This window comes from Parageobacillus thermoglucosidasius (genome assembly GCF_001295365.1).
In the GTDB taxonomy this organism is placed as follows: Bacteria; Bacillota; Bacilli; order Bacillales; family Anoxybacillaceae; genus Parageobacillus; species Parageobacillus thermoglucosidasius.
Genome location: NZ_CP012712.1, coordinates 2,499,499 through 2,523,926 on the forward strand (window position 1 = coordinate 2,499,499; position 24,428 = coordinate 2,523,926).

Consider the following 24,428-nt stretch of genomic DNA (forward strand, 5'->3'; position numbering starts at 1 on the left):
ATTGTGATGGATTGGCTTGCCCTGCTTGGAGTTGCACTTTTTCTTGGGTTTATCCAATCATGTCGTAACTGTTTCGACTCTTGTCGCCGAAGAGCGGAGACTTTCACCTGCTGTCTGCTTGGTTTTATTTAGGGGAAGCCGCTTAATTCCGATTGCTCTTGTCAGGCTTCCACTATTAATCTTGTGTTTGGAAATTCCTTCATTTTTTGAGAGTTTTGTTGGCACAGGGGCAGGGCTTATCAGCTTATTTTTCGGCGGTTATATGCTCTGGACAATTTTGCCTGAGCGGCTTAAATAATCGTTGCATCAAAACGAAAGGAAGGAACGAACATGAAGACTGCCAAAGTGCGTTTTGCTGATTCTTACATTGAATTGGCTCATGGCGCCGGCGGGAAAGCAAGCCGAAGATTGATTGAAGGGCTATTAGTTCCTTACATGATGGGGGACAAGCCGGCAGAATTAAACGACGTGGCGTATATTGACGCAGATGGGTGCCGATTGGCGTTTACAGCAGATAGCTTTGTTGTCAACCCGCGTGTCTTTCCAGGAGGGTCTATCGGTGAACTTGCCGTCAATGGAACGATCAACGATTTGGCGATGGGAGGAGCCAAACCGCTGGCTTTGGTGACTACCCTTATTTTAGAAGCAGGATTGGCGGCATCGGAGCTGGAGTGGGAAGTAGCGGCTATTGCTAAAGCGGCCCAGCGCGCCGGAGTGCCTGTGGTCGGGGGCGATACGAAAGTTGTGGAGCACGGAAAAGCGGACGGCCTGTTCATCACGACGGCCGGTATCGGCCTCGCCGATCCGCGCGTTTCCCTTTCTTCCAAAAACGTTCAACCGGGGGATCAAGTCATTCTGTCTGGCCCGATTGGAGACCATGGGATTACCGTTCTCTTGGCTAGAGGGGAATTGGATTTGGAAGCCGATCTTGCTTCCGATACCCGTCCGCTCTGGCCGTTTGTATCAGCGCTTATTGAGGCGACGGCTCCGGGATTGCGATGGCTGCGCGATCCAACCCGAGGAGGCGTAGCGACGGCATTAAACGAATTGGCGAGGGACGCTCAGGTCGCTGTGATGCTTGATGAAGAGGCGATTCCCGTACGCCCGGCAGTACGCGGTGCTTGTGAAATTTTAGGATTGGATCCTCTTCATATTGCCAATGAAGGGCAATTTCTCGCCGTCGTTTCGCCAGAATACGCCGATATCGCGTTAAAAACGCTGAGAAGCATGCCGGGCGGAGAGGATGCGCAGCGCATTGGTGAAATACAAGCAGAACCAAAGAAAGTCGTTTTAGCGCGTTCCCGGTATGGAGGCACGCGAATAATTGACATGCTTATCGGCGACCCGTTGCCACGCATCTGTTAATCAATCATGAGATAATCTCTCTTAAGGAGGATGAGAACAAGGATGCTTGAGCTGTATGGCGCGAAAGGATGTCCTTACACGAGAGAATTGCGGGAAAGTTTACTATGGGACGGAAAAGAATTTGTCGAGTATGATGTCGATGAAGACAAAGAGGCATTAAAGCAGCTGATCGTTTTGACGGGAGGGGGCACCGTTCCTGTCTTAGTAGAAGATGGGCGGGTCATTCAAGTAGGAGTTTCCGGTCGTGGTTGCATGGTTGCATTGCCGTCCACAAAGGAATTTAAATAGGCGAGAAGGCCCATTTCTCATTGGGCAAGGCGCGGCCTGGTGAACGAAAACAGGAGCTAAATCGCCTTTTCTTTTGCTCAAATAGACAAACAAATTGCCATGTGCAGGATTGCTTCATAAGATCTTGCATCATCGTGTGTCTCATGTGAGCCGATTGTGAGAACGAAGCGATACGTCAGCGTATCAATTTCAACGCACAAGCCGTTCTTAAAAGGACGGTTCGCAAAGATTCGTTAACTTGTTAACTAGAAAGGAATTGCCAAACATCTCCCGCTTCCAAACGATAGTGAAAGCAGGTGGTTTAATGAAAATCGCGCAGCGTATTCACATTTATGGTGTTGTGCAAGGGGTTGGCTTCCGTCCTTTTGTCTTTCGTGCAGCAAAACGGTGGGGACTCAGCGGATGGGTGCGCAATGGAGAAAGCGGCGTGGATATCCATGTGGAAGGGGATGCAGGCGCCGTTCAACAATTTGTCCGGGAAATTATGGAGTGCCCTCCTGCTTCAGCCAAAATAACCAATTTAGAAATCAAAGATGCAGCTATACAAGAAGCGGCTGATTTTAACATTTTGGAAAGCATGCGCCACGATCGGCCGACAGTGCATATTCCTGCTGATCTTGCCGTTTGCTCAGCATGTTTGTCTGAATTGTTCGATCCGGTTAACCGCCGCTATCTTTATCCATACATCAATTGCACAGATTGTGGACCCCGCTATACTGTCATTGAACGCCTGCCATATGACCGTCCTTATACGACAATGCGCGCATGGCTTATGTGTCCGGATTGTTCGGCGGAATATCATAACCCGGCAGACCGCCGGTTTCATGCGCAGCCGACGGCTTGTCCCGGGTGCGGCCCTCATTATTATGTGCGGTGGCAGGGCGGGGAAATGCATGGGGATGAAAAAGCGATTGAAAAAACAGCAGAGCTCCTTCGTACTGGGCGCATCGTAGCAATTAAAGGGCTTGGCGGCTATCATTTGGCATGTGATGCTGAAAACGAAGAAGCAGTACGGGAGCTTCGAAAGAGGAAGCGACGCAGCGCAAAACCGTTTGCGCTGATGGTGAAAGATATCGAAACGGCCAAAAAACTCATCGATATATCAGCAGAAGAAGAGAAGCTTCTTACTTCTTCCGCCCGTCCCATCGTGTTGGCGCGGGCGCGTCGATCGTTGCCGGGAGTTGCTCCTGATAATTCCGATTTAGGGATAATGCTTCCGTACACTCCTCTCCATCATTTGCTATTTCACTTTGGTGCGCCGCATGTACTTGTGATGACGAGTGCCAACCGTTCCAGTGAACCAATCATCTATGAAGATGACAAAGCGGCCAAAGCGCTTGAAGGCATTGCGGATGTGTGGCTTGTTGGGGAGCGTCCTATTGCCCGCCGCGTCGATGATTCCGTTGTTCGCGTCACCCCGTTTGGCCCTGCCGTGCTTCGGCGGGCGAGGGGCTATGCGCCGCTTCCTGTTGCCCAATTGCCAAGCGCTCGGCCCATTCTCGCGGTCGGATCTGACTTAAAAAATGCTGTCACATTAGTAGTCAATGGACAGGCGGTCGTTAGCCAGCATTTAGGAGATTTGGTAAAATACGAAGTGTACATGTCATTTGAACAGACTGTCTACGATCTTTTATCAATGTATGATGTTCCGTTGCAAGAAACGATAGTGGCGTACGATCTTCATCCTGATTACCGTTCTTCTGCTTTTGCCTATGGTTTGGAAGCTTATCGGCATATTGGCATCCAGCACCACCGCGCTCATGTGGCGTCCGTGCTGGCGGAGCGAAATGCATTGGACAAACGGGTGATCGGAGTAGCGTTGGACGGGACAGGGTTTGGCGACGATGGAGCGATCTGGGGCGGCGAGCTGTTTGTCGGAAGCGCTGTGGAAGGGCTGGAACGTCGCGGGCATCTTCGTTACGCTATGCTTCCCGGCGGCGACGCGGCAGCGCGCATGCCGCTTCAAGCGCTGGCTGGTTTCTTCGCGGATGAACCGGAATTGGCAATGGATGTAGGAAAGCGATTATCGTTCCCTGAACGTTTTTTCACGGCGGTAAAGATGGTAGAAAAGCGATTGCGCACCTTTCCTACGACATCTGTCGGGCGTTTGTTTGATGCGGCAGCTGCTCTTTTAGGATTCACCGAGACCATTTCATTTGAAGGTCAAGCAGCTATTTGGCTGGAGCATTTAGCACGTACAGCTCCGTTAGAGAAGGTATATTCTTTTCCATGGGACGGAAAAGAACTTGATTATCTCCCGCTCTTAAAAGAAATGGCCGCGGATCGTTTGAACGGAAGAGATGTGGCGATGATTGCTCGTTCGTTTCATCGAAGCGTCGCTGAAGGCATATTCCGCAGTGTTCGTTTTTTAGGAGCGGCCTATGGGATTGACACGGTTGTGCTATCCGGCGGCGCATTTCAAAATTCGCTTTTGTTAGCTGATTTGCAAGCGTTATTTTTGGAAAACGATATGCACGTATGGATCGGCAAAGGAGTGCCGCCTAACGACGGCGGCATTAGTCTCGGTCAGGCGGCGCTCGCGGCGGTGAGCAATTCTATGCGCTAAATCTTTAAAAAATTTCCATTTCTTCTAAATATCATGATGCCATAAAATATAAAAAACAAAAGTACTCGAACTGTGTAACAGTAGTCACAGCATAAGATTCCGAAAAGTATAGGTTCGAGTACTTTTTATGCGTACATATATCTTTATTTTGCACACTGCATGGAGAGTGAAGATGCTGGTAGAAGTATTATCCAATTCCCGTGCCAATGATGTGCAAATGACCGTGTTTGCTGGAACTAATCAGCATTGCGTAAACAGCAAAATTGTTCCCATATGACAAGTTTATATTAGCGCTCGGAAAACGAATGCCATTCAGTTTGTTGCAAGAAGCGCCAGATTTATGAGATGATAGGATTAACAATGAAAATGTTGATAAGGAGGATATCGAAAAATGGCTTTTATCAAAAAATGGTTGATGTTTGGCCTCGGCTTGGCTGTGACAGGTAAAGAACAAGTGGAAAAATTTGTCGATGAGTTGGTGAAAAAAGGGGAATTATCTTTGGAAGAGGCGAAGGATATTATGGATCAGTGGATTCAGCAAAAGGAAGAACGAAAAGCAGAGTTGCAGAGCATGGTGCGCGAACAGCTTAAGCAAATGACGGATAAATTGGATTTGGCAACAAAAGAGGACATTCGAAAATTAGAACAACGAATTGAGAATTTAGAAAAAAGCGACGGCAATTAAACGAAGGAAGGGAGTCTAGCCAAAGTTTTTGCTGGTAAAGGAGGGTGGATGGATGGTTGGGAAAAGGATGCGCCATATGAGCCGTTACCGTGATATTGCCATCGCATTGATTCGTCATGGATTTGGAATCGTGGTCGAAGAAATTGGATTCGCTCAGTTCCTCTCCCTCCCGCAAAAGATATTTTTTAACACGAAAGAAAAGGATGGAAAAACCATTGGGGAACGAATTAGGCTTGTTCTGCAAGAATTAGGCCCGACCTTCGTGAAATTGGGGCAGATCGCAAGTACGCGCCCCGATTTGCTTCCGGAAGAGATTATCCGCGAATTGGAAAAATTACAAGATCAAGTTCCGCCTTTTTCGTTTGAAGAAGTTCGTAACATCGTTCAGCAGGAGTTAGGCGCGGACTTAACGCAAATTTTCCGCCAGTTTGCGGATGTTCCGCTTGCCGCTGCTTCGATTGGGCAAGTTCACCAGGCCATCTTGCATTCGGGGGAAAAAGTGGCTGTCAAAATTCAACGTCCGAACATTGCCAACATCATTGAGACGGATTTGGAAATTCTTCAAGATTTGGCTACTCTTGCTGAACGCCGGCTGGAGTGGGCCGCACAGTATCAAATTTGCGATATGGTTGATGAATTTTCTCGCTCCCTGCGAGCAGAACTTGATTATACGATCGAAGCACGCAATGCCGAGAAAATCTCCAATCAGTTCAAAAATGACCCGGGCATCCATATTCCTAAAGTGTTTTGGGAGTATTCCACCAAAAAGGTATTAACGATGGAATATGTGGAAGGCATCAAATTCAATGAACTAGAGCGGCTGAAGCAGAACGGTTATAATCTGAAAAAGCTGGCGGATCGCCTGGCAAAGGCGGTCTTTCAGCAAATTTTTGTCGAAGGATTTTTCCATGGGGATCCCCACCCCGGGAATGTGCTCGTGTTGCCTGGAGAAGTGATTGCGTTTATTGATTTCGGAATGGTGGGGCGGCTGAATCCTGAGATAAAATATCATTTTTCTTCATTGGTTATTGCTTTAATGAACCAAAGTACAGATGGGGTCATAAAATCGATCTGCCAAATGGGGTTGGTGCCGGATGATGTGAATATCATGCAGCTGCGTGATGATGTGGAGCAGTTAAGAGAAAAATATTACCGTGTCTCATTAAGCAAAATCAGTCTTGGCGAGGCTGTCAATGACCTGTTCCGTGTAGCGTTTCGCCACTCCATCCGCATTCCTAGAGATTTAACGTTATTAGGAAAAACGTTGCTGACGGTGGAAGGAATGGTGGAAAAACTCGATCCTGATTTCCGCATCCTCGATATTGCCGAACCGTTCGGGCGGCGGCTATTAAAGGAGCGATTGCGCCCGAAAAACATAGCGGAAATGGTATGGAAGCACGTTTCCGATTATAGGGAAATGTTGATTGACTTTCCCAAGAACATGAAAGAATTCGCTTCTTTAATCAAACAAGGAAAGCTTCATTTTGAAATCGACATTCCTGAGCTGGATCATTTTTTGAAAAAATTAGATCAAATCAGCAATCGATTATCATTTAGCATCGTTTTACTGTCTTTCAGCATTATTATGGTAGGGATTATTATCGGGTCTTCCATGGGAAGGCAATCAACATTGTTGTGGAAAATCCCAGCGATTGAGATTGGTTTCGGCGTAGCGGCACTGATGTTTGTGTGGCTGCTGTATTCGATTTTTAAGTCGGGGAGATTTTAGTGGCTAAAACCTTTGGCAACAAGCCGCTAAGCAACCGTTACCATCCATAAGGGAGCCGGAGTTTTCAGCCAAACACATTTGGAAATCTCTTGCCTCGCTGGCCGGGACGAGAAGTCCCGGAATGGTGTGAAAAGAGGGCGACAAAAAGCGATTTCGTTTTCCATTGATCCAAGCTTACTGGATAGATCGCCATAGCCGTCAAGATGGCGGTATTTCTATTCCCGTTAAGAAGCCGTGTGCCAACACGACGACACGGCGATCATTTGCCGGTTGCGCCCACAAAAGTGGGCTGTTTCGGCGAATGGAATTAGGCGTTGACAAGCGCTGCGATGTCTTGTTCAAAATCGATCGGCTCTTCAATTGGTTCGTATCGGCGAATCACTTTGCCGTCGCGGTTAATGAGAAATTTGGTGAAGTTCCATTTGATTTCGTCCCCAACCAACCATTCCGGGTTTTTTTCCATAATCATCAGTTTCAAAATTCTTCCGTTCGCGTTTGTTTCGTCAAATCCTTTGAATGGGGCTTCTTTTTTCAAATATTGAAATAATGGGTGAGCGTTATCGCCGTTTACTTCAATTTTGGCAAAGATAGGAAAAGTTACCCCGTAATTTCGTTGACAGAAAGCAACGGCATCTTGGCTGCTTCCCGGCTCCTGCCCACCAAACTGATTGCACGGAAAACCAAGAATTTCAAATCCATATTCACGGTATTTTTCATACAATTTTTGTAAATCTTGAAATTGCGGTGTAAATCCGCAGCGGCTCGCTGTATTAACAATGAGCAACACTTTTCCTTTATATTCAGACAAAGAAACCGTTTCTCCGTTTGGTTTTGTCACTTCATAATTGTAAATGGACATAAACTCACTCCTTTAACGTTTTTTATATTAATTATTAAATAATAAAACAAATACATTGTAAAATTATTTGCCTTTCGTCTGCTACCATTTCAGGAGGAGAGGGGTATTTTGGAACGATTGTTGCTGTTTTTCGCCGTTGCATCGATTGGAATCGCTTTACGTTTTTTCATTTTAGGAGAATTCGAGTGGAAGCAGCTGCTCATTGTTTCTTGTTTTTTCGCTGGTGCCTTGTTGATTGGGGGAATCGAATGGTGGCTGGCTTGGCTTGACGCCCGCTATGAAAAAGCGGAAGGCGAAGATGTTTGGCATACGCATATGGCGGAACGATTTTGGACGGAAAAAAGCGTTTGTTAAGAAAAGGGATTGACAAACCATACGTTTCCATATTACATTAAGTAACATACAAATAAATTTGCATGTTTCGCAATTCGGTAGACTTTCAAACAGTCCGTTGTTTGCGGCGGAGTGGTTGAAAGTAAACCGAAGAGCGGAAATAGCGCACAATGTGGCAGATCTTCAAAAAGCCTTCTCGGCTCGTTGAAGATAAACCGGCTATGTGCACTCGATGCCATTCGTGTGCCCTTTTGCTGAAAAAGGGAAACGCGATGGACAGAGGGCGGCATAGCCGGTTTTTTGTTGCGGCAAAGAGAGGGGGATTCAGGTTGGTTTGGTTCATCTTGTTATTCACAGCAGTTGGAATTGTTTTCATCAGTTCTTTATTGTTGCTGGATCGGCGTGTGCCGCTATGCTATGTGCGAGTGCACGTAGGTGTGATGGTGTTGCCGGCCGCCGTGGCGTTAGCAGGGCTGGTTTTCGCGAATCATCACGTCACGGTCGGATTATGGCGTTCTGATATGCTCGGCTGGTTTATGGCGTTGTTTATTTTGGCGCTCGGCTGGATGATCGAGCGGTTTTGTCTTCGTTATTTGTATGGCGACCGCGTGTACCGGAAGTATTTTACGTTGCTTACTTTTACCGTTGGCATCGCGGCGTTGACATGGTTAAGCGATGATATTCGCTTGCTGATTCTCTTCTGGGAGTTGCCGTTATTAGGGTTGACAAAACTGACGCGGTTAAAAAAAGAATGGCGTCCGGCGCGAATGGCAGCAGCCCGTATGGCATCCGCATTTTCGCTAAGCTGGCTTGCTTTGTTCATCGCTGGTTTGTGGCTATGGAACGCAACGGGGCATTGGCGGCTGTCGTTTGCTTTGTCGACGGAGAGCATCCGCCATCTCGAATGGTGGGAAAAAACGGGGATGAGTATGCTGCTTGTTTTGGCGGCGATCGTCCCGGCCGGACAATGGCCATTTCAGCGTTGGCTGCTGGAATCAGCGGTGACGCCGACGCCGGTCTCCGCGGTCATGCATGCCGGATTGGTCAATGCCGGCGGTCTTTTGCTGACGAGATTTGCTCCGTTGCTCAATGGTGATGTATCACAAATGTTGCTGGCTGTTTTCGCTTCGATTTCGGTGCTGGTCGGTACAGGAATAAGTTTTGTGCAAGTGGATTATAAACGGCAATTAGTTGCTTCCACGATGGCGCAAATGGGACTGATGTTCATTCAATGTGCATTAGGGGCTTATGTTGCGGCAGTGATTCATTTAGTGTTGCACGGGATGTTTAAAGCGACGTTATTTTTGCAATCCGGTTCGGTAGTGCCGCGCCCGAATCAAACGATCCGGCTATCGCAAAGCTTGTCCCGCACATGGCGGTTTACCGGAGTGGTGGTCGGCTTTGTCGCAGGGGGCATTATTTTGCTGATGTCGCCAGAAGAAAATGCAAAATGGCTAAGCAGTCTTATTCTTGGCTGGACGCTGGCGTTTGCGTGGGAGCGGCTTGCCGTGTTTAAGGATGGACGGATCATTGTCTTATTCGGACTAGTAGGGGCGGTTTTTGTTTCTGGGACGGTGCACGGCGGTCTTATGATGCTTTTGCATAAGGCGGTGCCGCTAAGTTCGAATACATCTGTTGCCGCCGAAGCGATCGCTGTCTTGATGCTGGCGGCCGGCGGATTGGCGAGCATATGGCTTTCCGCCCATCGTTCATCGGAACTGTTTGCGCGATTGTATATGCAGCTCGTCCATATGGGCGAACCGCGATTAGAGTCGATGGAAAGCCATCCGCGTTATCTTGATGATTACTTGCAGAAGGAGGTTGTGAATAGATGAGCACGACTATCATATCGCCCGAACGCCCGAATGCGCGCGAGCAACGGACAGGTGATGCCGCGGCAGCTATCAATGTGGCCGAGCTTGTCCAAAATGCCAGCAAGGCAATCGCTCCGCTTTGGCCGATTGCCACGTTTATCGCCCGCCATCCGTGGATGGGGCTGGAACATCTTCCGTTTGAGCAAGTGGCCCGCCGTTTAAAGTCACTGAAAGATATTGACATTTATCCAAGTATGTCCATGTTACGGGCGGCCCAGCGGAAAGGGGAGTTGAATCCTAAGTTTTTGGAAATGCGGCTGCAGCGCTGGCTTGACGAGCAGCAGCTGGCGCTGCCGCGCGAGGAAGCGGAACGTTTTTGCCGCGCCGCGTTGCAGCATGAAGAAATTCCCAATAAGTTGTTAACGTCTTCAAGGCTAAAAAGCTTGGCTGCAAAAATGAAAGACATACAATTGCATGTCGATGGCGAACGTTTACCCATCCGGCCGATAAGCCTTCTTTTTGAAGAGCAAGGTGAAGGAAAATGGGCGCGTCTGCTTGACCATCATATGATTAAATGGTGCAAATTATTTTTAGATGAATCGCAAGCTTCGTGGTCACTGCCATATCGGGAAAAAGGGTTTTACTGCGCATGGCGGAAACTGGTGACCAACGACCCTGCTTTAAACAAAGAACAACGTGAGCGATTGAAAGATTTGCCGCAAGATGCTGAAGAGGCATTGCGGCAAGCGTTAATCATGCTCGGCATACCGCATGGCGCGATGAAAGACTACTTGGAAGCGCATCTTCTTTCCTTGCCAGGATGGGCAGGAATGTTACAATGGCGTTCGCAGATGTCCGGCCAAGCGCATTTGCTGCTTGTGGATTATTTAGCTATCCGCCTTTCGCTGGAATGGGCGTTGATTGCGCCGTATTTGCCGTTTGCAAAACAAAAAAAGGACGATGAAGCGTTTCTTCTTCCGCTTCTCGCGGCTTGGATGCACTGGGGAGGGTTGACGCCGGAAGAATGGCTGCGGTTGCCGCGGGATGCACAACAAGCGCGGTTATTTCTGGCTTATCGCTTTGATAAAATCGTTCGCAGCAAACTTTGGCTCGAAGCATGGGAAGATACGCAAGAGGCACAGCTAAAGGAAAAAATAGCGTCTCATTCTCTTAACAGCGAGCAAAAACAAGCAATCGCCCAGCTTATCTTTTGTATCGATGTTCGTTCCGAACCTTTCCGGCGCCATTTAGAGCAGGCAGGACCGTTTGAAACATACGGGTGCGCTGGTTTTTTCGGCCTTCCCATCAAGACGCGCGAACTGGATAGCGATTATGCGCACGCTTCTTGCCCAGCCATCGTAGAGCCGCTTCATGAAGTCCGTGAATATGCATCAGCGGCAACTGTCAAGGAATATCGCGGCCGCCGCAACGTGCGGCTTTCGCTTGGCTATATGTTTAAAAAAATGAAACAGCATTTGTTTGCTAGTTTGTTGCTTCCAGAAGTGAGCGGACCGTGGCTCGGTTTGCACACACTGGCCTGGAACATAGCGCCTAGCGGAACGGGCCGCGCATTTCGGCAGTTTCCAGATAATTGGGTGCAAAAGCCGGAAACCGAACTTTCGCTTGATCGGGAATCTCCTTTGGAAGCCGCGGATCTTCCTGTAGGTTTTTCCACAGAGGAAAAAGTACAGTATGTTTATCGCCTTTTAAAAGGAATAGGGCTTACCAGCCGCTTTGCGCCACTTGTCGTTGTCTGCGGCCATGAAAGTGAAACGGCGAACAATCCTTATGCCTCGTCGCTTGATTGCGGTGCGTGCGGCGGAGCAGCGGGAGGATTCAACGCCCGGGTGTTCGCCGCCCTTTGCAACTTGAAAGAAGTTCGCAAAGGCCTTGCGGAAAAAGGCATGGTTATTCCCGAGGACACTGTTTTTATCGCTGCCGAGCATATAACAACGGTTGATGAACTTCGCTGGCTTTATGTGCCGACACTTTCGGAAGCGGCACAAAAAGCGTTTGAGATGTTGCAAGGCAAGCTAAAAGAAGTAAGCCGCAACGCAAATCATGAGCGGCTGGCGAAACTGCCGGGATTGGTGCGGAAAAAGCAAGATCCGCTTGCCGAGGCGCGCCGCCGCGCGGCAGACTGGAGCGAAATCCGCCCGGAATGGGGGCTTGCGGGGAATGCCGCGTTTATTATCGGCCGCCGTCAGCTGACACAGCACTGCAATTTTGAAGGAAAAGTATTTTTGCATAGCTATGACTGGCGCGAGGATCCGTCCGCAGAGTCGCTTGCAAACATTATTGCTGGTCCGGTGACTGTTGCGCAATGGATTAACTTGCAATATTATGCATCAACCGTCGTTCCGCATTACTACGGAAGCGGCAGCAAAACAACGCAAACGGTCACTGCGGGGATCGGAGTCATGCAAGGAAATGCGAGCGACTTGCTCACCGGGCTTCCGTGGCAGTCGGTCATGTCGTCTGATTTTGAAATGTTCCATTCTCCGCTTCGTTTGCTCGTCATCATCGAGGCGCCGCGGCAATATATCAAACGTTTGCTCGAAGACGATCCGCATTTCCGGCAAAAGGTGCAAAACGGATGGCTCCGTTTAGCTTCCATTGACCCGGACAGCGGGCAATGGGAAAAATGGTCATAATCGATGGCGTGCGCGCCATCATTGATAACATGGATGACATGTTTTATCGAAGGCGCTAGCTTTAAAGTTAGCGCCTTTTTTATTGGCGCATGATGAAGGAAAATCATTACCATAAAGAATTTTTTAGGAAAGTAAAAATAACATTTTCAACATGAAAAAGGATTATTTTTCGAAATGAAGAATAATTAGCAAAAAGAACAATAAAAAAGGAGCGTTTAAAATGGCAGACAACCAATCTTATGTGCGCGTAGCTGTCGTGCAAGCTGCGTCTGTGATTATGGATCGCAAAGCAAGTACGGAAAAGGCGGTTTCATTAACGAAACAAGCTGCCGAAAAAGGCGCGAATATCGTCGTCTTTCCAGAAGCTTTTATTCCTGCTTATCCAAGAGGGCTTACTTTTGGAACGAGGGTCGGAAGCCGTTCCCCAGAAGGCCGGAAAGACTGGTTTCGCTACTGGGAAAATTCCGTAACCGTGCCAAGTGAAACGACCGAAATATTAGGAGAAGCAGCACGCAATACAGGAGTCTATCTCGTTATCGGTGTTGTGGAAAGAGATAACGAGTTTAGCAGAGGCACTCTTTACTGCAGTGTTTTATTTTTCGGGCCAGACGGCACTTTGCTTGGAAAACATCGAAAGCTAAAACCTACAGCTTCGGAACGGATCATCTGGGGGGAAGGAGATGGCAGCACTTTGCCTGTTTTCGATACGCCATATGGAAGAATCGGGGCGCTCATTTGCTGGGAAAACTATATGCCGTTGGCGAGGGTGGCGATGTACGCCAAAGGAGTTCAAATTTATATCGCCCCGACGGCAGATGCTAGAGAACTCTGGCAGTCTACGATTCGTCATATTGCGGCGGAAGGAAGATGTTTTGTTTTATCTTGCAACCAGTATGTCACGAAGGATATGTATCCTACGGATTTAGCCTGCTATGAAGAATTGGTGTCAGCCCCTCACGAGATGTGCGCTGGAGGCAGTGCGATCGTCGGCCCATTAGGAAACTATATTAAAGAACCTGTCTATGGCAAGGAAGACATTCTTATCGCCGATTTGGATTTGCGTGAGATCGCCTACAGCCAATTTGATTTTGATGTGGTCGGTCACTATTCAAGGCCAGATGTATTTCAACTATTAGTCAATGAGGAGAAGAAAGATAGTGTGAAATGGATAAAATCAACGATATGAGCGATAATGCTGAAAACATGGATATGCAAGCAGAAAAAGCTTCTGCGGGTGATTATGCCGCCGCGCAAAAGAAAAAACTTCTTTGAAAGGGTAGTGTGTTTTGGTGTTGAACGCTAGAATGATAAATTAGAAACCGCCAACCAGAAAAACAACTGGTTGGCGGTTTTTTGCGCGTTTGACAAGCAGAATGTTTGGATGATGTTCAAAGAGGAGGTAGCCGGGCACCAGTCCCCGGCTGAAGCGGTCTTGTTTGTTCGGCGAAAAGATCAGCCTTCCTGCCATGTTTCTGAAACTGTGCAAGATTCAGCCAGAGCTAAGTCAGCCACGGCGTCATCGAGCGTCACTAATCCGCTCCAGTTTGGATCTTGGATCATCCGGCATAAATCCAGGAAACGGGCTTGGGCCATTGCTTCGTACCATCCTTGCCGGTCCGGCAAGGATAACGTCCGCTGATACGTCAGGCGGGAAACGAGAGAGGAGGATGTGCGCTCAGGCGCGTATAAAACGGAAGACAATCGCGCGGCGGCCCATGCCCGTACTTGTTCGCCGGCGTCTGCTCTTGGTTGTGTTGGAACGATATCAAGCAGGGCGTCGATCTGCTTTGCTTGTTCTTCTGTGAGCATGCCTTCGATGTACAGACGTTGAGGAATCCAGCCTTCGAGCACAATCCGGCCCTGAGCACAGTGGACTTCCCACCGCGTCGACTCAGGAGCGTCCTCCTCCATTGTGAATCCGTGGTAATATTGAACCGGTACGTACTCGTCCAAGGAGTTGGAAGCTGATTCTTTTTTAGGCAATTGTGTTTCCTGAACATGTGTGCCGCTGCGGTGAATGACACTCGCCCACACGCGTGATTGTTCGCCGCTTGCCTCGGTTATCGCAAAACCGCGCACATCTTCAGGTTCGCCAAACCAATGTCTGCCGACTTCAAAGAAGTGAACTCCATGTTCGATAAAGATGCCGCCGCTTTGGTTTCGGTTCCAAAACCAATGTCCGGATGTGACGCGATGTGCGGCGTTATGGAGGCTGGCATGATACACACGCCCCAACAGGCGGTGGCGGATCATCCATTCGACTGCTTCTACCAGCGGGTTGTAACGCAAGACGAGGTTGACGGCGAACGCACGCCGTTGCTTTGTGGCGAGATGGGCATTGTCTTTCAGTGCCGCTGAAGTGAGCGCCCCTGGTTTTTCCAAAAGCACGTGTTTGCCTTGCATCAATGCAAGTTTGCTGAGCGAAGCGTGAAGATGAGGCGGCGTCGACAAGATCACCACGTCAATATCCGGATCGCGGATGAGCTCGGTCGCTTCCCGATACTCGCGCGGGCTAGCGACATCGGATTGACGTTGGCGATAGGCAGCCAGCACGCGCTGGCGTTTTTCGTCAGTACGGCCGGCAACAGCCGTCAATTGAAACTCAGGCAACATTGCGAGCGCACCGGCCAAGAATGCAGCAAAAGCGCCTGCGCCGGCAATGCCCACACGGTACGGTGGGAGAGAATAAGACATGCGCTTTCACCTTCCTTCATCTTGCGTTGATCGTATTTTCAGCAATTATATATTATATAATTAAATTGTAACGATGTGGCATCTTTTCGTCACCCTCGTTTGGGAGTCCGCCAAGAAATGGGGGCGCGTGCCGGCGGAGCAAGAAGCATTTGGCAAGCTGGATGCGGGAGAAAAGCATATCGCCTTGAAAATATCAATAGCAAGAGCATTTTACTTGCCATTTGCGAGGAATATTATGTATACTTATTATTAGCAACAGAATATATTGAGTGCTAACAACTTTTCCACTTTCTCATTCTTCCATCTGTTTCGATGTTTGAGTTTTAGCAGGGTACCCACAAATTTTATGAAATTCGGAACTAATGGAGGGATGGCAAAATGAAAGCATTGCTGTTGGCTGGAGGTTTAGGCACACGTTTACGCCCGTTAACGGAAAACTTGCCGAAACCGATGGCGCCCATTGCAAATCGCCCATGGCTGGAACACCTCATCATTCATCTTCGTGAACAAGGCGTTGATCAATTTATTATGGCTGCACACCATTATCCTGACGTGATTCGCCGTCATTTTGGCGATGGCCGCCGCTGGGGAGTGAAGATTGAGTATTCTCTCGAACCGTTCCCGATGGGTACGGCTGGAGCCATCAAAAACGCGGAACGGTTTCTTGATGAACGGTTTTTGGTTGTCAACGCCGACATCGTCCACTTGCCACAGTTAGTCCCTCTTCTTGATTTTCATCGACAACACGGAGGAATTGCCACCATCGCACTGACAGAAGTAGAAGATCCATCTTCATACGGAGTAGTAGAACAAGATGATAGCGGACGGATTTTGCGGTTTGTGGAGAAGCCGCGCCGGGAAGAGGCGCCGTCCAACCGGATCAATGCTGGGTTGTACATCTTTGAACCGGAAGTGATGCGTTATATTCCGGCGCAGCGCGAAGTTTCCATTGAGCGCGAAACATTCCCGCGCTTGATTGAGGAAGGTGCCGGCGTATACGGCATGGTCAGCAACGGCTATTGGCGTGACATGGGTACTCCGGCGCGTTACCGCCAAGTCCATTGGGATGTGCTTAACCGACGGTTTCCTCTGCTCATGCATGGACGTCAAATTCAGCCGGATGTTTGGGCGGGGGAAGACGTCGAATTCGGTGCTGGCGTTCTCTTAGTACCGCCGGTTTTGATTGGCAATAAGGTGAAAGTGGGTGACCAAACAGTGATCGGCCCATACGCTGTCATCGGCGATAACTGTTATATTGGCGCCCATGTGCATTGCTCGAACTCCATTCTTTGGGATCGTTCGGTTGTGCGTGATAACAGCCGTCTCAGCAACAGCATTTTTGGCTACCGGACTGTGGCGCCGGCCGGCGAGGTGTTCAACAATTCAATTATTAACCAACCAGGAGAGGTGATGCGGGCATGAAGCGGATTGCTTACGTCAGCACATATCCGCCGCGCCGCTGCGGCATTGCCACGTTCACCGAACATCTTCTGCAGAGCGTGCGCATTGCCGGCAAACGGCGCGATATTGATCCGGTGATCGTTCTTTATAACGAGAATGATGACGATTCGGTTTATCGGAATGACCCGAAATTTTGGCCGTTAGCAGCAGAGGACCGCGCCGCTTATGCGCGAATGGCGGAAAGGGTTAACCACAGTGATGTTTCGGTAGTCGTTTTGCAGCATGAGTTTGGCATCTTTGGCGGCGAAGCGGGAGAATACATACTCGATTTCGTTCGCGCGCTGAAGAAGCCGCTCGTTACGACGTTTCACACGATCTTTGCCGATCCTCAGCCGCCTTACCGGCACGTTCAGCAACAAATTGCGGATGAGAGCGATGCGATCGTGGTCATGAACCGTCAGGCGATTCCATATTTGACCAAAGCGTTTCATTTGCCGGAGAGCAAAATCTTCTACATTCCGCACGGTTCGCCGGTACCGCGCCGCGAGGAACGGGATCGTCTCCGCCGCCGCCTTGGCTTTGCAGGACGAAAAGTGATGTTTACATTTGGATTGCTTAATCGCGGAAAAGGCATTGAATCGGTGCTCGCCGCTTTGCCGGGAGTCATCCGCGAAGTGCCGGAGACGCTGTATGTCATCGCCGGACAGACGCACCCTGAAGTGAAAAAACGCGAAGGGGAAGCATACCGCGAAGAACTGATGGAGATGGTTCGCCGTCTTGGATTAGAAAATAACGTGCAAATGATAAATCGTTATTTCAGTGAGGAAGAACTAGTCGACTACTTGACAGCGTGCGATCTTTATGTCACCCCATATCCGGGAATGCAGCAAATTACAAGCGGCACTTTGGCCTATGCGGTCGGCGTGGGTCGTCCGGTTCTTACAACGCCATATGAGCATGCCCGCGATTTGTTGCGCGGCTGCGAAGAATTGTTATTGCCGTATGGCGACACTGAAGCATGGGAACGGCAATTGCGGCGGCTATTGGCTGATGACGCGGCTTTGCGGCAGTGGGAGGAACGGATTTGGAAAATTGGCGAAGCGACGCATTGGCCGTGTGTTGGTGCGCAATATGTGCAACTGTTTGCACAGATCTGCGGAGAAAAAGGCGGTGAGGAAACAGCGGAAACGCAATTGAAAGGAGAGGTGAAATCCGTTGTCTCCGGCAGCCGTTAAGTTTGACCACTTGGAACGTTTGACCGATGATACGGGGTTGCTCGAGCATTGCCTCGGGCGCATTCCGCGCCGCCGCGAGGGGTACACAACCGATGACAATGCGCGCGCCATCTGGGCGTGTGTGGAGTGGCTTGATTTGCTGAAGGGTGATGAATCAGGGGAGCGCCGGAGGCTATACCGGCTGCTAGACCGGTATTTGGCCTTTCTGCTCTGGGCGCAGCGGGAAGACGGCACGTTTCAAAACAACTTCCATTTTGACCGGACGCCGGAAGCGGAAGAGCACTCCGATGATTGCCTGGGGCGATCCATCTGGGCGGCGGCAGCGGCGTATGTGAGCCTTGACGATGAGGCCCGGCGTCGCGTGGTTGCCGAGATTTTTCGCCAAGCGCTCCCGGCTAGCGGCGGGATGCAGTTTTTGCGCGGCCAAGCTTGGGGGCTTGCGGCTTGCTGCCTGATGTTGTCCAAGCGGAATAACGGTTCGGCTTTACCTTCTGGAGTAGCCGCGGCTGAGCTTGCCAATTTGGCGGATAACTTTGAGCAGCGTTTGCTCGCCGCTTACCGCGCACATCGGACGGATGACTGGCATTGGTTTGAGCCGCAAATAACCTACGCCAATGGGCTTCTGCCTTGGGCTCTGTTTGTGGCGTACCGCTACCATGGACGTGATGAAACGTTACAAGTAGCGAAAGAGAGCCTCGATTTTCTGGCGGCAAAGATGAGTGGACAAAACGGTGTCATCCGTCCTGTCGGCAATCGCGGCTGGTGCAGCATCGACCGGCGTGCTGACTGGGATCAGCAGCCTGTCGACGTGATGAAGCTGGCTTTGGCTGCACGCGAGGCTTATCGGGCGTTGGGCGACGAAACGTACCGGGAACTCGTTCGTCGCTGTCGCAATTGGTTTTACGGTGATAACGATCTTGGCACTCCGCTTGCCGATCCAAGCGACGGGAGTTGCTGCGACGGTCTTAATCCGGATGGTCCGAATCCGAACAGGGGGGCTGAGTCGACACTTTCCTACTTATTGACAGAAGCCATGGCACAATCCTTGCAATTGGAGGTGGTTTCACGATGAATTTTTCAATGGCACAACAACAATTCGTTCTACCAACACATGTGTTTAAAGAGTACGACATTCGCGGACGTGCTGGGGAGGAACTGGACGAGAATTTTGCCTACTTGCTAGGATTGGCGTTTGCGGAAATGGTTCGGCAAGCTGGTGAGCAGAAGGTAGTGGTCGGCCATGACAACCGCATCTCTTCTCCAACACTGCATCGTGCGCTAATTGCAGGGCTTAGCCAGGCATCATGCCAAGTGATCGATATCGGTCTAGTGACGACCCCGATGTTTTATTACAGCCTCGAATATACTAATGTGCCGTGCGGCATCATCGTCACCGCTAGCCACAATCCTGGCGATGAAAACGGATTTAAGATTGCGATGAATAAGACGACCATTTACGGCGAGCGCATCCAAGAATTGCGGCGGATAATGGAACGTCTCCAAACACAAGGGGTTAACCGCAGCGATTCGTGGAAAGAAGGATATGTGGAGAAACTCGACATTAAGCCAGCCTATTTAGAGATGTTAGAAAACAAGATCAAACTGGGAGCGCGCAAGCTTAAAGTAGTGGTCGACTGCGGTAACGGAACTGCTTCGATCATTGCTCCGAAAGCATTAGAGGCATGGGGATGCGAGGTCGTGCCTTTGTATTGCGAATCTGACCCGACGTTCCCTAATCACCATCCGGATCCGGTCGTGCCAGAGAATTTGCAAGATTTGATTGATACGGTGCGGCGGGAAAAGGCGGATGTCGGTTTGGCGTTCGACGGCGATGGAGACCGGCTTGGAGTCGTCGATGAAGAGGGAAACATCCGCTGGGGCGATCAATTGATGATTTTATTCTGGCGCGAGATTCTCCGCCGTTATCCGGGAGCTGACGCGCCTGTTGAGGTCAAGTGCTCGCAGGCGTTGGTGGAGGAAATTGAACGGCTTGGCGGCAAACCGTTCTTCCATCGCACTGGCCATTCGCATATTAAAGCGACACTGCGCAGCCGTCCGGAAATTCCGTTTGCCGGCGAGATGTCTGGCCATCTGTTCTTCAATGACGAGTTCTACGGTTATGATGACGCCTTGTACGCGGCAGGTCGTCTGTTGCGCATCCTATCCAGCGATGACCGCAAACTGTCGCAGCTGTTTGCCGACGTCCCAAGTTATCATGCTACTCCGGAGACGCGCGTGCCTTGTCCAGAGGAGAAAAAGGCAGAAGCCATCGCTGCGGTAAAACAGCGGTTTGCGGACAGCCATGAAGTCGTTGATGTGGACGGCGCCCGCATTCAGTTCAAAGACGGCTGGGGATTGGTGCGCCCGTCAAATACGCAGCCAATTCTTGTACTGCGTGCCGAAGCAGCATCACCGGAAGCATTGGCTGATATTAAACAACAGTTGGCCGACGTGCTTTCCAAGCCGCCGCTTAACTTAAACATCACGTGGTGAAGCGGGGCGCGATCAGATTGCGATTGGCATCGGCGCTGATTCGAATGGTCTATACTATTCGGGTCGGCGCCGTTTTTTTAGATATATTGGATCAATTGATTGTTGGCGACATTTTTTTATGTGTTTATTGCAAAATATTTGTTAACGTTTCTTTCTGGCGAATATTTTATCCACTTTAATTTTTAAGGCATTAATATCTTCATTAAAATTGTGCGAAAAAATGGAGGTGGTGTCCAATTCAAAAATTAGCTGATTGTTCCAAAAATATAAAATTATGTTTGAAAATTTGTATTTTTATTGTTACAATTTACTTTAAAATCCGGGTGAGGCAGTTGGTTGGCTTCATTTGAATTATTTGTTTATTGCCAGAAGGAACAACAGCACTTGATTTTGCTTTCATTGTCAAAAAAGATGTCTTTTGCGAAAGTGAACGGTAAGTATGGTTTTTTAGTATCTACGGAGGAGCATAATAAGTGATATGTGATAACGCAAAAACACTGAACTGGGAAATTAATGCAGGTGAACGGAGACATTTATCACCACTCCTTATGCATTTAAAATAGAGCTCCAGACAAACGGAGATGTCGTAGATGCTATGGCTGGTAATGCAAAAATAAAAGAACTAAAATTGACAATGAAAATGAAAGGACTGGAAAATGACCTTTCCATTTTATTTGGCGAACCTATTCATCATATAGGTTCCGTAGCCGGCAATGAAGTTACTATTAAAGAAGCTGTTATAAAAGGGTTTTCGCAATCGGATAAGGTGGACCCTAATGGCGTAAAAATTTTTGATAGCAATTAGAAACATTTGTTGAATCAATAGTTGAACAACCGCCGCTTTTCAGCAACTTTTTTATTATTGTTTCCTGGAACATGAAAAAACAAGTTTGGCAGTTTGACGTCCCAATCATTTTCTTACGAATTCCTTAATACACGTGTAAAGCATGCCCAATCATTCACCGCCCCTTTATATAGCCAGTGCTGGTGAATGGGCTGTTTGCCTAGTCAGTGTTGAGCATTGGAGGTTCTTATTTCTTTTTTTAACAGTTTGTCATGTAGTTTGGAAAAAATAAGCAATGCAACAATCGAGCCAGTCAAGCTATATAACATATCCCATTGCGTATCCCAAATATCTCCTTGAATTCCTAAAAAGTTTTTTGATGCTTCTCCTCCCTTACTGATTTTTGAAACTAACCATTCAATGATCTCGTACAATGCAGCGATGGCCAAAGACATGCTTACAACAATGGCAAATAACCAAGTCCCTTTCGTTAATGGAGTTTTTCGTAATAAAATTTCTCTCAGCACAATCGCAAACAAGCCTTTAAGTAAATGCCCGAACCGGTCATAATGGTTCCGCTTTAAGTCATAAGTGTCTTTGATCCAATCGAAAAGAGGAACTTTGGAATAGATGTAATGGCCGCCGATGAACATGAGAATGGCTAGAACAGCCATAATCACATAAGAGAGAGTAGTAAAACGAAATCGATAGTATATTGTGATGACGATAATCAAACCGACAACAGCAGGGCTGACCTCCAACGCCCATGTCAGGTAACTGGCTGGCTTGATCGCAGACCAAATAAAAACGGCAATAATAACCAATAGTAAAAATAGATGAATTTTTCTGCTTCCATCGTGTTTCATGTTATTCACTCCTTCACTTACAGTATTTCATCCAAAAACAAGTTTCATACAGTGCATCTATCTTCTTTGTTGTGCGAAGAACAGGATGCAATGATTCAAAAAATGCAAACAAAATACAGAGACTTTGCTTCCTTTATCATCAGACTGAATATTTCAAGGATGATAAGGGAGGGCAAATCCCCAATCTATTCTGAATGGATGGCTTATAATTATAATCTCTCTGTCCTCTGTGTCCACTTTTTATACGAGCATCAGATCTCGCGATTGCTTCGAATCTTAAACAAATTTTTTGTAATTATACAAGTATATTTGTTCGGAATTTTTTATTTTTGTGTTTACAATACAATACGTTATGTCATAATAAATGGAATTTAACTAAAGAAATGGGAAATTGCAATTTTAAAACGTTCCTTTTTATGAAGAAATTCAATTGCACGAAAAAACATTATATTGTACGGGAGGGGATTTGTTGAAAAACATTATGCCCAAATTATCTTTAACCGTAATTATCGCAGCATTGCTCTTTTTCTTTATGTCATTTTTTATGGCAGTGTTTTTAGGCCTAATTATTCCGGCACCAATAATTAGAATAATCATCAATTTAGGAATTATCGTATCTTTTGTGTTAGCGTTATTGAGCCCAAAGGGGAAATGGAAAAATGCTGCACTAACTGTTGTTATTATTATTGGTTTATTATATCTAATTGGTATTGAGCTGATGGGATTTCTTTTTCGGGGAAACGGATTTTAGTTCTATCACAGCTATTAGCTATCCAATATTTTAGGCATACTTCTCTCGTAAATGGGATGTGCAATTATAGTTCCGCTAATGTTACTACCCAATAGCATTATATTGTTTGTCCAGAAATTATCCTTATTAACTTAATAAAAACTAAAAGGAGGATGTCCCAAAAGTGTTCGCATAGCGTTCGCTTTTGGGGCACTTTTTTGGGCAAAAAAAGAAGAAAACCGTTCCTTTTTTGGTATAATAGAGTCACCACAACCCTACCAAGAAAGGACGGTTTTCTTATGTACATTTATTATAACCGAGATCAACTCATTTTGCCAATGGATCTTGAAATTCTCATTCCCAAACATCATCTTTGCCGGATCGTGGATCTAGCCGTGGAAAAAATGGATCCAGCTCTGCTCGTTTCCCTCTATCCCGGCGGAGGCCGCCCAGCCTATCATCCGAAAATGATGTTGAAAGTCATCCTGTATGCCTACGCCAATCGGATCTATTCCTCTCGCCAAATCGCCAAGCAATTGAAAGAAAACATTTATTTTATGTGGCTATCCGGCCATCAAACACCGGATTTCCGCACCATCAACCGATTTCGGTCGGAACGGATGAAGGACATCATTTACGAAACGTTTTTCTCCATTGTCGATCTTCTGCGTCAAGAAGGGTTGGTCAAACTAGAGGATTACTTTCTGGATGGAACGAAAATCGAGGCCAGCGCCAACAAGTACACGTTCGTTTGGCGCAAATCAACGGAAAAGTACGATCAGAAGTTGGAGGAGAAATTCCGGAAAATCGTAGCCTCGATCGAACAGGTGGTAAAAGAGGATGAAGAGTCGGAACAAGAAGGAGATTTTCAAGAAAAGCTGGAAGCTTCACCGATCACGTCTGAAAAGATCGAAGCCGTGATCGAACAAGTGGAAGAACATCTAAAGAAAGAGCCGAAGAATCGCACGTTAAAGAAAGCAAAACAGCAATTGGAACAAGACATTCTCCCCCGTAAGAAAAAATATGAAGAATACAAAAAAGTGTTAGGCGAACGAAACAGTTTTTCGAAAACGGACCCCGATGCGACGTTTATGCGGATGAAAGACGACCATATGAAAAACGGCCAGCTCAAACCGGGATATAATGTGCAGATAGGGACAGAGAACCAATTCATCACTGGATTTAGCGTGCATCAACGGGCGGGGGATGCCGGATGCTTCATTCCACATTTGGAGCAATTGGCCGCCTATGGGCGTCCCATGCCTAAACGAGCGATTGCGGATTCCGCCTATGGGAGTGAGGAGAACTACACGTACTGCGAGAAAAAGCAGATCGTCGCGCTGATCAAGTACAACACATTGGACCGGGAACAAACGAAAGCGTGGGCGAAAGAGATCGGCCGAATCGAGAACATGACGTACGATGAGGAATTGGATGAGTGGATTTGCGCGAAAGGGGAACGGCTGGTGTTTGTGTATAAACGGAAGGAAACGACCGACAACGGGTACGTCATCGTCAAACGGACGTATCGTTGTACAGCATGTGCCGGATGCCCGTTTCAAGCAGCATGTGCCAAAGGCAAAGACACGAAAACCATCCGCGTTTCCTTGAAAAATCAACAACAACGGCAAGAAATCCGGAAACGGCTGTCCACGGAAGAAGGGGCGACGACATATCGAAGACGGCAAATCGAAAACGAGCCGGTGTTTGGGCAAATCAAGCATAATCAGCAATTTCATCGGTTTTCATTGAGAGGCCTCCCAAAAATTACCTTGGAGTGGGGTCTAGTTTGTGCTGCCCACAATTTGAGAAAGTGGGCCACAACGACCGACCCAACAAGGAAAAAATAGGATAAAATTCGGAAATAAGGAGAAATTCCTGCCTCAAAAAAGGAATAAATAACCAAATGGTAAGAAAAAGAAACAGAGGCTA

The 24,428-nt window shown here is 48.0% G+C and carries 19 protein-coding genes and 1 pseudogene; 17 read left to right on the plus strand and 3 right to left on the minus strand.

The features are described 5' to 3' along the window. Window positions 1–330 precede the first annotated feature (330 nt). The 5 genes from hypE (at window position 331) to ubiB (ending at window position 6,633) form a co-directional block, all read left to right on the plus strand. Entirely contained in the window at window positions 331–1,365 is a 1,035-nt protein-coding gene (gene hypE, locus AOT13_RS12325; RefSeq protein ID WP_042384889.1) for a hydrogenase expression/formation protein HypE, read from the plus strand. Window positions 1,366–1,407: 42 nt separating this feature from the next. Then, window positions 1,408–1,653, plus strand: a complete 246-nt coding sequence (locus tag AOT13_RS12330; RefSeq protein WP_013876970.1) for a Uxx-star family glutaredoxin-like (seleno)protein — start codon at window positions 1,408–1,410, stop codon at window positions 1,651–1,653. A gap of 238 nt (window positions 1,654–1,891) precedes the next feature. Beyond that, the gene (hypF, locus tag AOT13_RS12335; RefSeq protein ID WP_237169050.1) at window positions 1,892–4,219 is read left to right on the plus strand and encodes a carbamoyltransferase HypF; all 2,328 of its coding nucleotides are present in this window, start codon (window positions 1,892–1,894) and stop codon (window positions 4,217–4,219) included. Window positions 4,220–4,610: 391 nt separating this feature from the next. Continuing rightward, window positions 4,611–4,904, plus strand: coding sequence for a phasin family protein (locus AOT13_RS12340; protein WP_003250650.1), 294 nt, complete (start codon window positions 4,611–4,613; stop codon window positions 4,902–4,904). A gap of 52 nt (window positions 4,905–4,956) precedes the next feature. After that, window positions 4,957–6,633: a 2-polyprenylphenol 6-hydroxylase gene (gene ubiB, locus AOT13_RS12345; RefSeq protein WP_042384893.1), complete on the plus strand. Its 1,677-nt coding sequence runs from the start codon at window positions 4,957–4,959 to the stop codon at window positions 6,631–6,633. 307 nt (window positions 6,634–6,940) lie between these two features. On the opposite strand, the gene AOT13_RS12350 is transcribed toward ubiB, so the two are convergent. Continuing rightward, window positions 6,941–7,492, minus strand: a complete 552-nt coding sequence (locus tag AOT13_RS12350; protein ID WP_003250645.1) for a glutathione peroxidase — start codon at window positions 7,490–7,492, stop codon at window positions 6,941–6,943. A 108-nt stretch (window positions 7,493–7,600) separates the two neighbouring features. On the opposite strand from AOT13_RS12350, the gene AOT13_RS12355 reads away from it, so the two are divergent. The 4 genes from AOT13_RS12355 to AOT13_RS12370 all read left to right on the plus strand — a co-directional run bounded on the left by AOT13_RS12355 (window position 7,601) and on the right by AOT13_RS12370 (window position 13,479). Next, window positions 7,601–7,846 carry a hypothetical protein gene (locus tag AOT13_RS12355; RefSeq protein ID WP_013400894.1) on the plus strand — a complete coding sequence of 82 codons (246 nt, stop codon included), beginning with the start codon at window positions 7,601–7,603 and terminating at the stop codon, window positions 7,844–7,846. Between the two features lie 308 nt (window positions 7,847–8,154). Continuing rightward, window positions 8,155–9,660, plus strand: coding sequence for an NADH dehydrogenase subunit 5 (locus tag AOT13_RS12360; protein WP_042384896.1), 1,506 nt, complete (start codon window positions 8,155–8,157; stop codon window positions 9,658–9,660). Then, window positions 9,657–12,293, plus strand: coding sequence for a DUF2309 domain-containing protein (locus tag AOT13_RS12365; RefSeq protein WP_013400892.1), 2,637 nt, complete (start codon window positions 9,657–9,659; stop codon window positions 12,291–12,293). Before AOT13_RS12360 ends, AOT13_RS12365 begins: the two co-directional genes overlap by 4 nt. A gap of 220 nt (window positions 12,294–12,513) precedes the next feature. After that, entirely contained in the window at window positions 12,514–13,479 is a 966-nt protein-coding gene (locus AOT13_RS12370) for a carbon-nitrogen hydrolase family protein (RefSeq protein ID WP_013400891.1), read from the plus strand. Between the two features lie 266 nt (window positions 13,480–13,745). Here AOT13_RS12370 and AOT13_RS12375 read toward each other — a convergent pair whose 3' ends face one another. Next, window positions 13,746–14,987: a Gfo/Idh/MocA family protein gene (locus tag AOT13_RS12375; RefSeq protein WP_013876963.1), complete on the minus strand. Its 1,242-nt coding sequence runs from the start codon at window positions 14,985–14,987 to the stop codon at window positions 13,746–13,748. A gap of 117 nt (window positions 14,988–15,104) precedes the next feature. Here AOT13_RS12375 and AOT13_RS20575 point away from each other — a divergent pair, with 117 nt between their 5' ends. The 6 genes and pseudogenes from AOT13_RS20575 (at window position 15,105) to AOT13_RS12400 (ending at window position 20,921) form a co-directional block, all read left to right on the plus strand. After that, on the plus strand, window positions 15,105–15,263 hold the full coding sequence (locus AOT13_RS20575; RefSeq protein WP_157776106.1) for a hypothetical protein: 159 nt from the start codon (window positions 15,105–15,107) through the stop codon (window positions 15,261–15,263). A gap of 102 nt (window positions 15,264–15,365) precedes the next feature. Beyond that, complete coding sequence (locus AOT13_RS12380; RefSeq protein WP_003250635.1) at window positions 15,366–16,409, plus strand: nucleotidyltransferase family protein; 1,044 nt, start codon at window positions 15,366–15,368, stop codon at window positions 16,407–16,409. Next, complete coding sequence (locus AOT13_RS12385; RefSeq protein ID WP_003250633.1) at window positions 16,406–17,623, plus strand: glycosyltransferase family 4 protein; 1,218 nt, start codon at window positions 16,406–16,408, stop codon at window positions 17,621–17,623. The genes AOT13_RS12380 and AOT13_RS12385 overlap by 4 nt, the downstream gene beginning before the upstream one ends. Next, window positions 17,604–18,744 (plus strand): annotated as a pseudogene (locus AOT13_RS12390) (glycosyl transferase). The gene AOT13_RS12385 and the pseudogene AOT13_RS12390 overlap by 20 nt, the downstream one beginning before the upstream one ends. Further along, window positions 18,692–20,116 carry a phosphomannomutase/phosphoglucomutase gene (locus AOT13_RS12395; RefSeq protein ID WP_013400889.1) on the plus strand — a complete coding sequence of 475 codons (1,425 nt, stop codon included), beginning with the start codon at window positions 18,692–18,694 and terminating at the stop codon, window positions 20,114–20,116. The pseudogene AOT13_RS12390 and the gene AOT13_RS12395 overlap by 53 nt, the downstream one beginning before the upstream one ends. A 595-nt stretch (window positions 20,117–20,711) precedes the next feature. Next, entirely contained in the window at window positions 20,712–20,921 is a 210-nt protein-coding gene (locus AOT13_RS12400) for a hypothetical protein (protein WP_232511521.1), read from the plus strand. Between the two features lie 203 nt (window positions 20,922–21,124). Here AOT13_RS12400 and AOT13_RS12405 read toward each other — a convergent pair whose 3' ends face one another. Continuing rightward, window positions 21,125–21,766, minus strand: coding sequence for a DUF2238 domain-containing protein (locus AOT13_RS12405; RefSeq protein ID WP_042384901.1), 642 nt, complete (start codon window positions 21,764–21,766; stop codon window positions 21,125–21,127). A 469-nt stretch (window positions 21,767–22,235) separates the two neighbouring features. Here AOT13_RS12405 and AOT13_RS12410 point away from each other — a divergent pair, with 469 nt between their 5' ends. Together AOT13_RS12410 and AOT13_RS12415 are read left to right on the plus strand one after the other, a co-directional pair. Next, window positions 22,236–22,517, plus strand: a complete 282-nt coding sequence (locus tag AOT13_RS12410; RefSeq protein WP_013400887.1) for a hypothetical protein — start codon at window positions 22,236–22,238, stop codon at window positions 22,515–22,517. A gap of 278 nt (window positions 22,518–22,795) precedes the next feature. Beyond that, window positions 22,796–24,346 carry an IS1182 family transposase gene (locus tag AOT13_RS12415; protein ID WP_013399800.1) on the plus strand — a complete coding sequence of 517 codons (1,551 nt, stop codon included), beginning with the start codon at window positions 22,796–22,798 and terminating at the stop codon, window positions 24,344–24,346. The last annotated feature ends 82 nt before the right edge of the window (window positions 24,347–24,428 follow it).